At 56.7% G+C, this 12,033-nt stretch carries 13 protein-coding genes and 2 tRNA genes; 13 read left to right on the top strand and 2 right to left on the bottom strand.

From position 1 onward, the window contains the following. Window positions 1-13: 13 nt before the first annotated feature. From ABEB25_RS19675 to ABEB25_RS19665, 3 genes are all read left to right on the top strand, one after another. Window positions 14-664 carry a TIGR02594 family protein gene (locus ABEB25_RS19675; protein WP_345738148.1) on the top strand — a complete coding sequence of 217 codons (651 nt, stop codon included), beginning with the start codon at window positions 14-16 and terminating at the stop codon, window positions 662-664. A 6-nt stretch (window positions 665-670) separates the two neighbouring features. Further along, window positions 671-1,156 carry a GNAT family N-acetyltransferase gene (locus ABEB25_RS19670; RefSeq protein WP_345738147.1) on the top strand — a complete coding sequence of 162 codons (486 nt, stop codon included), beginning with the start codon at window positions 671-673 and terminating at the stop codon, window positions 1,154-1,156. Window positions 1,157-1,313: 157 nt separating this feature from the next. After that, window positions 1,314-1,742, top strand: a complete 429-nt coding sequence (locus ABEB25_RS19665; RefSeq protein WP_345738146.1) for a hypothetical protein — start codon at window positions 1,314-1,316, stop codon at window positions 1,740-1,742. A 77-nt stretch (window positions 1,743-1,819) separates the two neighbouring features. Here the strand turns inward: ABEB25_RS19665 and ABEB25_RS19660 are convergent, their stop codons facing one another. Then, entirely contained in the window at window positions 1,820-2,545 is a 726-nt protein-coding gene (locus ABEB25_RS19660; RefSeq protein ID WP_345738145.1) for a VC0807 family protein, read from the bottom strand. Window positions 2,546-2,601: 56 nt separating this feature from the next. After that, entirely contained in the window at window positions 2,602-2,814 is a 213-nt protein-coding gene (locus tag ABEB25_RS19655) for a hypothetical protein (protein ID WP_345738144.1), read from the bottom strand. A 244-nt stretch (window positions 2,815-3,058) separates the two neighbouring features. Here ABEB25_RS19655 and ABEB25_RS19650 point away from each other — a divergent pair. From ABEB25_RS19650 to rpoB, 10 genes are all read left to right on the top strand, one after another. After that, window positions 3,059-3,133 (top strand) — tRNA-Thr (locus ABEB25_RS19650). Window positions 3,134-3,209: 76 nt separating this feature from the next. Next, a complete protein-coding gene (gene tuf / locus ABEB25_RS19645; protein WP_345738143.1) occupies window positions 3,210-4,394 on the top strand; it encodes an elongation factor Tu in 1,185 nt (394 codons plus the stop codon). 121 nt (window positions 4,395-4,515) lie between these two features. Beyond that, window positions 4,516-4,591: transfer RNA gene (locus tag ABEB25_RS19640), tRNA-Trp, on the top strand. Window positions 4,592-4,637: 46 nt separating this feature from the next. After that, window positions 4,638-4,859 carry a preprotein translocase subunit SecE gene (locus ABEB25_RS19635; protein WP_345738142.1) on the top strand — a complete coding sequence of 74 codons (222 nt, stop codon included), beginning with the start codon at window positions 4,638-4,640 and terminating at the stop codon, window positions 4,857-4,859. A gap of 44 nt (window positions 4,860-4,903) precedes the next feature. After that, window positions 4,904-5,473: a transcription termination/antitermination protein NusG gene (nusG, locus tag ABEB25_RS19630; protein WP_184206506.1), complete on the top strand. Its 570-nt coding sequence runs from the start codon at window positions 4,904-4,906 to the stop codon at window positions 5,471-5,473. A gap of 69 nt (window positions 5,474-5,542) precedes the next feature. Then, window positions 5,543-5,968: a 50S ribosomal protein L11 gene (gene rplK / locus ABEB25_RS19625; RefSeq protein ID WP_184206508.1), complete on the top strand. Its 426-nt coding sequence runs from the start codon at window positions 5,543-5,545 to the stop codon at window positions 5,966-5,968. Between the two features lie 48 nt (window positions 5,969-6,016). Then, window positions 6,017-6,715 (top strand): 50S ribosomal protein L1, encoded by a 699-nt coding sequence (rplA, locus tag ABEB25_RS19620; RefSeq protein WP_345738141.1) that lies wholly within the window; start codon window positions 6,017-6,019, stop codon window positions 6,713-6,715. 19 nt (window positions 6,716-6,734) lie between these two features. Then, a complete protein-coding gene (gene rplJ / locus ABEB25_RS19615) occupies window positions 6,735-7,304 on the top strand; it encodes a 50S ribosomal protein L10 (protein ID WP_345738140.1) in 570 nt (189 codons plus the stop codon). A gap of 132 nt (window positions 7,305-7,436) precedes the next feature. Continuing rightward, window positions 7,437-7,817 carry a 50S ribosomal protein L7/L12 gene (gene rplL / locus ABEB25_RS19610; protein ID WP_345738139.1) on the top strand — a complete coding sequence of 127 codons (381 nt, stop codon included), beginning with the start codon at window positions 7,437-7,439 and terminating at the stop codon, window positions 7,815-7,817. 359 nt (window positions 7,818-8,176) lie between these two features. Then, complete coding sequence (rpoB, locus tag ABEB25_RS19605) at window positions 8,177-12,031, top strand: DNA-directed RNA polymerase subunit beta (protein ID WP_345738138.1); 3,855 nt, start codon at window positions 8,177-8,179, stop codon at window positions 12,029-12,031. The last annotated feature ends 2 nt before the right edge of the window (window positions 12,032-12,033 follow it).

Raw genomic sequence — 12,033 nt, 5'->3', positions numbered from 1 at the left:
TTACGGTTTAGGCATGGCTCAATACATTGTGCAGCCGGGGGATAACCCGACCAAGATCGCGAGGAAGTTTGGCATGTCCCTGGCTCAGTTCCAGCAGGCCAATCCTGGCCTCTGCGAGTATGGGACGAACAACTGCCAGGTGCTCTTTCCCGGTCAGATCCTACAGGTGGTGGGTGCCGTCACGGGACAGCCCGCAGATGTTCCTGTGGCCCAGCCTGTGAGCTTCAATGCGCCGCCTCCCTGGATGCAGATCGCCATCATGGAGCAGGGCGTGCAGGAATGGGGCGCTGGGAAGGACAATCCGCGCATCCTCGAATACCTCTCCAGCGTCGGCATCGGCGGTGGCCTGCTGAAGGATGAAACGGCCTGGTGCGCCGCCTTTGCCTACTGGTGCCTTTGGAAGTCTGGCTACCCTGGGCAAAGGAGTGGCCGTGTTTCGGAGTGGTGGGGCTGGGGGCGCCCGGTGGCTGCCACCTACGGGGCCATCTGCATTCTGCAGCCGCTGACGGTGGATCAGGCCAGCAGCGGCCACCTGGGCTTCCTCCACGCTATGGATGATCAAAATGTCTGGTTGCTGAGCGGGAACTCCGCAAATCAGGTGCGCATCAGTGCGTATCCGAAGAGCAAGCTGATCCACAATGCCCCCTACCGCTGGCCCTTTTAAAAAATCATGACTCCCGAACTGCCCGTTACCATCCGCCATTATCGCCTGGAAGATCTGGAGACTCTGCGGCAAATCACGGTGGACTCCTTTGGGGCTGTGGCCCTGGACCAGATGCTGGAGGATCGCCTGGGCATCTGGAATGACCGTGACTGGAAAGCCCGCAAGGCCGACAACATCAACGATGATTGCACGGTCAATCCCGAAGGTTGCTTCGTCGCAGAGCGGGGGGGCCAGATCCTGGGCTACATCACCACCCGGGCAGACCATGTCAATTCGGTGGGGCGCATTCCTAACCTTGCCGTGGTGGAGGCCGCACGTGGTCTGGGCCTTGGCCGCCGCCTCATCCATCACGCGCTTGACTATTTTCGGGAGCAAAATCTGCGTGTGGCCAAGATCGAAACCATGGCCTCCAACGTCATCGGGCAGAATCTTTACCCGAGCTGTGGATTTGAAGAAATCGGTCGCCAGGTGCATTTTGCCATGCGGCTTTGATCTTTCCTGCTGCCCGAAAGCCGAAGAATCCGTTTCCCATTGAACAATGGGGAGATGAGGTCAGTCTGTCCCTGCGCGACGTATCATTGTTATGAATGCAAAATCTCTCCTTCGAATCTGCCAGACGGCTGCGTGTCTCACGCTGTCACTTGGCCTGATGAGTTGCGCCTCCCCTGTGGAGCGGCGCATCGCCAGCAACCCAGAGCTGTACAGCAAGCTCGCTGACAGCGACAAAGTGCTCGTCAACCAGGGGCGTATCCGGGAAGGCATGACGAAAGAAAGTGTTTTCCTGTCCTGGGGCCGCCCAGACCAAGTCTCTGAAGGTAGCCAAAAAGGCGTGAAGATTGAAAAATGGACTTATGTGGGTACCCAGCCCGTTTACACTCAAAGCTATGGCTTGGGCTGGGGCGGCGGTGGTTATGGTTATGGGTGGGGCAGGGGATTCGGGCGTGGCTATGGCTACTACGGAGCCTGGGATCCCTACTGGGGCGGCTATGGCCCCAGCGTGACTTACGTGCCTTACAAGGCCGCCACAGTCTCCTTCCGGGGGAACCGGGTGACGGAATACCTGCGTGGCCGTCAGTGAGGTAACCTGAGATGTCTTTGCGAAAAAGCCCGCAGGCCTAGGTCTGCGGGCTTTTTCTTTCTTTGGGCAACTCGCTTTTACTCACCCACCTGACGTCGCACCGTGGTGCCGGGGTTCATGAGATCATCGCGCTCCAATCCCGTGAGCTTTTTCAGTCGGCCAAGCATCCAAAAGAGAAGGCCCATGGTCGCTGCCATCATGGGGACGCCGATGACAATGAACCCCACCCAGTTTTGCCGGCCGATGGCTTTCGTGTATTCCTCCGTGCCTGGCACGGTGCCTTCGAGATAATAAAGCACCAGCATCGCATTGGCCACGGCAGAGAGGAGCATCGTCCCGGCCAGTGCCCAGGAGGCCTGCCGGAGGAGAGCTTGAAAGGACTGCTTTTGTCCCTCAGTATTGAGGCGGCTGTTGAGCAAGTCATGGTTGATGACCTGAGGATTTAGCAGCAGTTCGGAAACCAGGGGCTTTCCCCATAGGAAACTGAGAGGAAAGGCCAGACCTAGGAAGATGGGAAATGCCGCCTCTTTCGCCGCAAACCAGACCGCGCTGAGATTCAGCAGACCGAGGCCGCCCGTGACGATGATGGCCACCAGCCCCAGCACGGAAAAGAAATTCAGCCCGCGCTTCTTGATGAAGCAGTAAATGCCAAAGCCGAGCGGCAGCAGCAGCGCCACCACCAGGGCCCAGGCAGGCCCCAGGCGATCAGGTTTGCTCAGGGACTCGAGAATGACTGACGGCAGAATGATGGTCAGGAGGAGATCGGCGAGAGGATTCGGCTGTTCTTGGTTAGGCGGAGGCATGGGGGATAAAAACAAACATCTGGTTAGCCCGCCCGGTGGGCTGGGCTGGAAGGCTGTCAAAGCAGAGAGCTGTCGTCCTCTCTTTCCAGTTTGCCTACCTTCTTTTTGATGGTCTCAAGCTGCACCGTCATCTCATGGAGCGATTTCAGGCACTCCCCCATGGTCTCCGCATTCTGGAGGTGGGGCAGCGCTGGGTGGATCTTCATGAACTGAAGTGCGACGGTCTTGCAGGCGTCGCGGATTTGCTGAATGGCTTCGGGGCGGGTCATAGGAAGGGTGAATGGAGGGCTAAAAGGCGGTTTTGCCAAGTGAGGCGGAAGTTTTATTGAATTTTGAGTGAAAAGAGCACAAATTGTCTTTGACAGGAAGGCTAGGCCAACTACTCTCAACCCACTTTTTCAACAAAAGAGCCGGGGTGTATTGTCGCCTGACGTCATCAGGATAGACTGTGTGTCCCGGTTTTGTTGTCGAAAGAGGAGGAGATTCTTCGCGAGTCGCCGCCGGATAAATTTTGCTGATGTAGCTCAGTGGTAGAGCACGTCCTTGGTAAGGACGAGGTCGAGGGTTCAAATCCCTCCATCAGCTCCAGCGGAGTCATGCTCAGGAATCGCCGTTACACGACAAACGAACAAGAAGTCCTAGCGCACTAAACTCACCTCAACTCATGGCTAAAGAAGCATTCCAACGCAACAAGCCGCACGTGAACATTGGCACAATCGGCCACGTTGACCACGGCAAAACCACGCTTACCGCTGCAATCACGACCACCCTGGCAACCAAGGGTTTTGCAGAAGCGAAGAATTATGCTGATATCGATGCAGCGCCTGAAGAAAAGGCACGCGGTATCACCATCAACACCGCTCACGTGGAATACCAGACCGACAAGCGTCACTACGCTCACGTTGACTGCCCCGGACACGCTGACTATGTGAAGAACATGATCACTGGCGCTGCCCAGATGGACGGCGCGATCCTGGTTTGCTCTGCTGCCGACGGCCCGATGCCACAGACTCGCGAGCACATCCTGCTTGCTCGTCAGGTGGGCGTGCCAGCCATCGTGGTCTTCCTGAACAAGGTTGACATGGTGGACGACGCTGAACTCCTCGACCTCGTCGAAATGGAAGTTCGCGACCTCCTTTCCAAGTATGAATTCCCAGGCGACGACATCCCGATCGTCAAAGGCTCCGCTCTGAAGGCCCTCGAAGGCGACGAAGAGCAGCGCGGTAACATCTACAAGCTGATGGACGCTGTGGATGCCTACATTCCCCTTCCTGAGCGTCCGATCGACCAGGACTTCCTCATGCCAGTCGAAGACGTGTTCGCGATCGAAGGTCGTGGCACCGTCTGCACCGGCCGTGTGGAGCGTGGTATCGTCAAGAAGATGTCCGAAGTCGAAATCATCGGCATCCGCGACACGATCAAGACCACCGTCACCGACATCGAAATGTTCCGCAAGCTGCTGGACGAAGGTCGTGCCGGCGACAACGTGGGCCTTCTGCTTCGCGGCGTGAAGAAGACCGACATCGAGCGCGGTCAGGTCATCGCCAAGCCAGGTTCTGTGAAGCCTCACAAGAAGTTCCAGGCTGAGATCTACGTTCTTTCCAAGGACGAAGGCGGCCGTCACACTCCTTTCTTCAACAACTATCGCCCACAGTTCTACTTCCGCACGACGGACGTGACTGGCAGCGTGACCCTTCCTGAAGGTGTTGAAATGGTGATGCCTGGTGACAACGTCTCGATCACCGTCGAGCTGATCACCCCGATCGCCATGGAGAAGACCATCCGCTTCGCTATCCGTGAAGGTGGCAAGACTGTGGGTGCCGGCCGTGTTGCCGACATCCTTGACTAATCTGCGTTCTATCGTTTGCTTGTCGTAGCCGCCGCAGAATCTGGCGCACAGATTCTGCGGCGGCCCCTTCATCGGGAGGCAGGTCGAACTTAAAACGCAACTCGCAGGAAAAATAGCATTCAGGTCAGTAGCTCAGTTGGTAGAGCGGCGGTCTCCAAAACCGCGTGTCGGGGGTTCGAGTCCCTCCTGGCCTGCCATTTTTCCTCTTCTTAGTTTAGAATTTTCCGTTGACGCCCGATTCACATGAGCCGCTTCCGCACCTATCTTGGTGAAGTTTACATTGAACTCAAAAAAGCAAATTGGCCGTGGGACCCTAAAGAAAAGGGTTTTGCGAAGTACAAGGAGCTGATTGATTCGACCATCGTTGTTTTCATCGCGATGATCTTGCTCGGTGCTTTCGTGGCCTTTTTTGACACTGCTTTGCGTGGAGCCTTTGATGCTCTGGCCAAGTCAGTCGCCGGCTGATTACAGCCACCTTTTCATTTAATTTAATTCCACCGATTGACTATATGGGAGCTATCCCCGCCCCTCGCGATCAATGGTACGTGATTCACGTGCGTTCCGGCTTCGAACAGAAGGTCCGTGACAGCATGGTCCGCCGTATCCAGACAGAAGAGATGGGTGATTACATCTACGAAGTGCTTGTGCCTACGGAGCGTGTCTCCGAAGTCAAAAAGGGTAAGCGTTCGGAGACCAATCGGAAGTTTTTCCCCGGTTACGTAATCGCCAACTGCTACTTGCTCAACGAGCACAACCAGCTGGTGGACAGGACCTGGTACTTCGTGAAGGAGACCGATGGTGTCCTGAACTTTGCCGGTACCAAAGACCACCCGATCCCCATGCGTCAGCGTGAAGTGGATGGCATGTTGGCCCAGGTGCGCGACAAGGATGACTCCGTCGTGCCGAAGATCGCTTTCACCGTGGGTGATAGCGTCCGCGTGGCCGATGGTCCGTTCGAAAGCCAGACGGGCATCATTGAAGAAATTGATCCTGAGCGCGGCGTGCTGCGTGTCTCGGTGAACATCTTCGGTCGTTCCACTCCTGTGGATCTCGAATACTGGCAGGTCGAGAAAGCCTGATGCTACTCCGGCAGTCCTGATTTTTGAGGGGCTGCTTTCTTTTCAATCTCAAGCAAGCGAACAAAAAACATGGCCAAAGAAATCGTCAAATTCATCAAGCTCCAGATCAAGGCTGGTGCTGCTAACCCCGCTCCGCCCATCGGTCCTGCGCTCGGTCAGGCTGGCGTGAACATCATGGCTTTCTGCAAAGAATTCAACGCTGCGACTCAGAAGTCCAGTGGCGACGTTCTGCCGACCGTGATCACCGTCTACAAAGACAAGAGCTTCACCTTCATCACCAAGCAGCCGCCTGCTTCCAACATTCTGAAGAAGATCGCCAACATTGCCTCCGGCTCTGGCGAATCTGCCAAGAAGAAGGTCGCCAAGATCACCAAGGCCCAGCTCCTGGAAGCCACCAAAATGAAGCTGGTGGACCTGAACACTCCCGACCTTGAGCGTGCCTCACGCATCATGGCAGGCACCGCCCGCCAGATGGGCATCGAAGTTATTGATTAATCCAACCGCAGGAGAACGGTCCCCGTTCGACAGCACTGCAAGCATCCCATGATCACAAGAAGCAAAAGATACAAGAAAGCTGCCGAGATGGTTCCGGCAGGAAAGACCTTTTCCCTCGAAGAGGCCGCTGAGCTCGTGCGCAAACTCCCTGGCACGAAATTCAACCAGACCGTGACCCTCTCCTTTCATATGGGTGTGGACCCGAAGAAAGGTGACCAGATGGTTCGTGGCACCTGCCCGCTCCCTCACGGTTCCGGCAAGAGCGTCCGCGTGGCCGTTTTCGCTACGGGTGCTGCTGCTGATGCTGCCAAAGCCGCTGGCGCTGAAGTTGTCGGTTATGAAGACGTCATCGCTCAGGTGAAGGAAGGCAAGATGGACTTCGATGTCGCCATCGCCACTCCTGCTGCCATGAATGAAGTTCGTAAACTTGGTAAGCAGCTCGGACCTCGTGGTTTGATGCCCAACCCAAGAACTGGCACTGTGACCGACGACGTCGGTGGTGCAGTCAAGGCTGTGAAAGCTGGCCGCGTTGACTTCAAGCTCGACAAGAACGGCAACATCGCCGCCACCATTGGCAAAGTGGCCTTTGACGTGACCTCCCTGGCGGAGAACGGCAGTGCCCTGATCGACGCCATCGTCCGTGCGAAGCCTGCTTCCGCCCGTGGTAAATATGTCCAGAGCATCACGCTCGCCGCGACGATGTCGCCTGCGCTGCGCATTGATGTCTCCAAATACGTGAAACTGTAATTCCTGAGGAAAGACACCCATGAAAGCTGAAAAGACACTCCTCATTGAAGACCTGCTCACCCGGGTCAACGCCTCCCCCTTCCTCTTCGTTGTGGATTACACTGGTCTCACCGTGGACAAGTTCGCCGAGCTGCGCAAGCGCCTGGCCGCCACGGGCGCTGAGATCCACGTGTTCAAGAACACGCTGGTGAAGAAGGCCGCAGAACGCGCCGGTTACCCAGAAGAACTTGGCACTCACCTGACAGGCCAGAGTGCCTACGTCATGGGCGCCCAGGACGTCTGCGCTGCCGCGAAGATCATGAAGAACTTCGCTGCTGAGTTCACCAAGCCTAAAATCAAGGCTGGCGTGCTCGATGGCAACCTCCTCGACGCAGAAGGCATCAAAGTCCTTGCCGACCTGCCTTCCAAAGAAACCCTCCAGGCCCAGTTGCTTGGCGTGCTTCAGGCCCCTGCTTCCAAGCTGGTCCGCCTCCTCAACGAGCCTGCTGCCTCCCTGGCACGCGTGCTCAAGGCCAAAGCCGACGCCGGCGGTGCTGCCGCAGCGCCAGCCGCCGCGGAAGAAGCTGCTGTCGAAGCCGCCGCAGCCTAAACCCCACCCCTTTGATCAGATGGCTCCTTCACCGGAGCCTGAACGCAACATCCAATGGTTCCTTGCCGGAGCGAAAGCTTTCTCTCTTAAATCACTCGATGCTTCGAGAAACGGCGATACCGACACACTATTATGGCAGACCTTACAAAAATCGTTGAAGAACTGAGCGGCCTTACGGTCCTCGAAGTCGCAGAACTCGTCAAGTCCCTCGAAGACAAGTGGGGCGTCAGCGCTGCTGCTCCTGTCGCAGTTGCCGCCGCTGGCGGTGGTGCAGCTCCTGCTGCTGCTGCTGAAGAGAAGACCGAGTTCGACGTCATCCTCGTTGATGGCGGCGCAAACAAAATCTCCGTCATTAAAGAAGTGCGCGGCGTTGTTCCTGGCCTCGGCCTTGCTGAAGCGAAGAAGCTCGTTGAGAGCGCTCCGCAGAAGGTCAAGGAAGGTGCCAAGAAAGAAGAAGCTGAAGAGATCAAGAAGAAGCTCGAAGCTGCCGGCGCTAAAGTGGAGATCAAGTAACCTCCCATCCTTTCCCGAGTGTCGCCCTTGCGGTGACACTCGGCTGAAAGGAGTCTTTCCCAAGAACTTCCTTTCTGAAAAAATCCAACTTCCGCATGCCCCGCCCACTGGTTCGCACTTCCTCCGCTGCACGAAGCTCCTGCTTCGTAAACGAGGGTGCCACTCAGGACGCGGGCTTCGTAATATCTATTTCACCGCCTGAACGGGGACTTTCGTCCGCGTTCTGGTTTCGTCATTTTCACGCTGAGTCCATCAATCTTCTGGCTGGCTGCCAGATTTTCTGATCCTCAGTGCCCGCAGGTTCACCCCCTGCACCCCGCCACCGCCGTTGCCACCCCGTCGTCTCCCTACCTTTGCTTATGTCCCAGCGCACCAACTTTGGCAAAATCCATGAAGTTACCGAGCCCCCGAATCTGATCGAGATTCAGCTCCGGTCTTATGAGGAGTTTCTTCAAAAGAACATCCTTCCTTCCAAGCGCAAGGAAGTTGGTTTGCAGGCTGTCTTCAAGGAAGTTTTCCCCATCGAGAGTTACGACGCCAAAATGACGCTCGATTTTGTCATGTACGAAATCGGCGAGCCTAAGCTGTCCTCCCTGGAAGCCATCCGCGAAGCGGAAACCTACAGCGCCCCTCTCTACGTCACCTTCGAACTCCGTGACGAGGCCGGTGCTAAGCAGGAGCGCGTTTACATGGGCGAAATCCCGCTCATGACGGATCGCGGTACTTTTGTTATCAATGGCGCTGAGCGTGTGGTGGTCAGCCAGCTCCACCGTTCCCCCGGTATCTGTTTCGAAAGCAGCCAACACTTGAATGGCCGCTGGCTCTATGGTTTCCGCATCATTCCTGACCGCGGCACCTGGCTCGAAGTCCAGTTCGACACCAACGATCTTCTCTACGTCTATCTCGACCGCCGCCGTCGTCGTCGCAAGTTCCTGGCCACCACGCTTCTGCGCGTGATCGGCTACTCCCACGACGAAGACATCCTCAAGCTGTTCTACAACATCGAAGACCTCAAGCTGAAGGAAAACCTCAGCGAAGAAGAAGTCTCCGCCAAACTCCTGTTCAAGGACATCCTGGACGGCGAGCTTATCGTCGCCCGTGCCTATGAGCCACTGACCGCCGGCGTCATCCGCCAGCTCATCCAACTTGGTCACAAGACCGTGAAAGTCATCACGGCCTCCCAAGATGATCTCATCGTGACCTCCCTGCGCAAAGACCCTGCCAAGGACGAAGATGAAGCTCTGAAGGAAATCTACCGCCGTCTGCGCCCAGGCGATCCTCCGACCATCCCGAACGCCCGTGCTCTGGTGAAGCGTCTGTTCTTCGATCCGAAGCGCTATGACCTGACCCGCGTCGGTCGTTACAAGATCAATCAGAAGCTGACGCTGAAGACGGACTCTGACATGCGCATTCTGGATCCGAATGACGTGATCAGCGCCATGAGCTACCTCTTCAAGCTGCGTGCTGGTGAAGGTCTTCTGGATGATATTGACCACCTCGGCAGCCGCCGTGTGCGTGCTGTGGGTGAGCTTTTGGCCAATCAGTGCCGCGTGGGCCTTGCCCGCACGGAGCGTCTGGTCAAAGAGCGCATGACTTTGTTTGACGTGAGCATGGACACCATGACTCCGGCCAAGTTGATCAATCCTAAGGCCCTCAGTGCCGTGGTGCGTGACTTCTTCGGTCGTAGCCAGTTGAGCCAGTTCATGGATCAGATCAACCCTCTGGCTGAGCTGACCCACAAGCGTCGTCTGTCCGCACTCGGGCCTGGCGGTCTGAACCGTGACCGCGCTGGTTTCGAAGTTCGTGACGTTCATCCTTCTCACTATGGCCGTATCTGCCCGATTGAGACGCCGGAAGGTCCGAACATCGGTCTGATCAACTCCCTGGGCTCCTATGCCCGCATCAACGAATTCGGTTTCATCGAGACGCCTTATCGCCCGGTCAAAGACGGTGTGGTGGCGGACAAGATCGAATACCTCACGGCTGATCAGGAAGAAAACCACTTCATCGCCCAGGCCAACAACCGTCTGGATGAAAAGAGCCACTTCACGGCGGCCAAAGTCACCGTGCGTTACCGTGGTGACTTCCTGGAAGTCGAGCCGAACAAGCCGACACTCATGGACGTGTCGCCGAAGCAGCTCGTTTCCATCGCGGCAAACTTGATTCCTTTCCTGGAACACGATGACGCCAACCGCGCCCTCATGGGCTCGAACATGCAGCGCCAGGGCGTGCCTCTTCTTGAGGCGGAATCCCCCCTCGTCGGCACCGGCATGGAAGGCAAGGCTGCCCGTGACTCCCGCGCCGTGATCGTCGCGGATGCCAATGGCACTGTCGCCTCCGCCACTGCAGACGTGATCATCATCACCAAGGACGGCAATCTGCCAGTCAGCGACAAGCAGTTCCTGGCTGACCCGATGAAGTCCGTCCAGACCGACGTGGAGAAGGGGACCTTTGTCTATCCTCTGCGTAAGTTTGGTCGTTCCAACGCCGGCACCTGCATCAACCAGCGTCCGCTGGTGCGCCGTGGCCAGAAAATCAAGAAGGGTGACGTTATCGCTGACGGTCCTTGTACGGACCAGGGCGAACTCGCCATCGGCAAGAACATGCTCGTCGCGTTCATGCCTTGGAACGGTTACAATTTCGAAGATGCCATCGTCATCAGCCGCCGCGTTTCGAAAGAAGACATCTATACTTCCATTCACATCGAAGACTTCGACGTCATCGCTCGTGATACGAAGCTGGGGCCTGAAGAAATCACCCGTGACATTCCAAACGTCGGTGACGAAGCCCTGAAGAATCTCGATCAGGACGGTGTCGTCCGTATCGGTGCGGAAGTGAAGCCTGGCGACATCCTTGTCGGCAAGATCACTCCGAAGTCTGAGACCGAACTCGCCCCTGAAGAGCGCCTCCTGCGCGCTATCTTCGGTGAGAAGGCTGCTGACGTGAAGGACACCTCCCTGCGTGTGCCTTCCGGTTGCGCAGGCATCGTGATGGATGTGAAGCTGGCCCAGCGTGGTGGTGTCAATGGCACCGACAAGGAGAAGCTCTCCCCGGCCGAAGCCAAGAAGCAGATCAAGCAGATCGAAGAAGACTATCGTGCGAAGAAGGAAGACCTCACCGAGCAGCTCACTGAGAAGCTCAGCGACATCCTTCTCAATGAGAAGATTCCTCTCGATGTGGTGAACGGCCAGACGGGTGAAATCATCCTCGGTGCCAACAAGAAGATCACCAAGACCCTGCTTCGTAAGCTGGCTGAAAGCTACGACTCGGTTGAAATCGACCCAAGCCCGATCCGCAACAAGATCTTCGACATCATCCAGACCTTCGAACAGAAGTTCGCCGATGCCGACATGGAGCGTGAGCGTAACCTGGACCGCATCGAAACCAGCGAAGACGGAGCCGCCGATGGCGTCGTCAAGCAGGTCCGCGTGTTCGTCGCCAGCAAGCGTAAGCTTTCCGTGGGTGACAAGATGGCCGGTCGTCACGGTAACAAAGGGGTGGTGGCCACCATCGTCCCTGAAGAAGACATGCCGTTCCTGGAAAACGGAACGCCTGTGGACATCGTGCTGAACCCTCTAGGCGTGCCATCTCGTATGAACGTCGGTCAGGTTCTTGAAACCCACTTGGGTCTCGCCGCCAAGGCTCTAGGCATGAAAATCGCCACTCCGGTGTTCGATGGTATCCCTGAATCCAAGATCATGGAATACATCAAGGACGCCAAGAAGGTGGAAGGTTATGAGTGGATGGGCCTCAATGGCAAATCCAAGCTCTATGACGGCCGCACGGGTGAGTCCTTCAATCTCGACGTCGTGGTGGGTTACATCTACATGCTGAAGCTGGGACACCTTGTCGCTGACAAGATCCACGCTCGTGCGGTGGGCCCATACTCGCTGGTGACGCAGCAGCCTCTGGGTGGTAAAGCCCAGTATGGTGGTCAGCGTTTCGGGGAAATGGAAGTCTGGGCCCTTGAGGCCTACGGCGCCGCCTACACGCTCCAGGAACTCCTGACGGTGAAGTCTGACGATGTCCAGGGTCGTACCCGCATCTACGAACAGATCGTCAAGGGTGACAACGCTCTGGAAGCAGGCACTCCTGAATCCTTCAATGTGCTGATCAAAGAAATGCAATCTCTGGGTCTCGATGTGCGAGTCCACAAGCGCGCCACTCTGGATGCGGATGTGGAAGCCATCGAACGCTTCACGGCAGGTGCCTAATT

This window comes from Prosthecobacter algae, assembly GCF_039542385.1.
Taxonomy (GTDB): Bacteria; Verrucomicrobiota; Verrucomicrobiia; order Verrucomicrobiales; family Verrucomicrobiaceae; genus Prosthecobacter; species Prosthecobacter algae.
The sequence above is the reverse complement of the archived record's forward strand: the minus strand, read 5'-3'. Positions and strand labels throughout refer to the sequence as shown.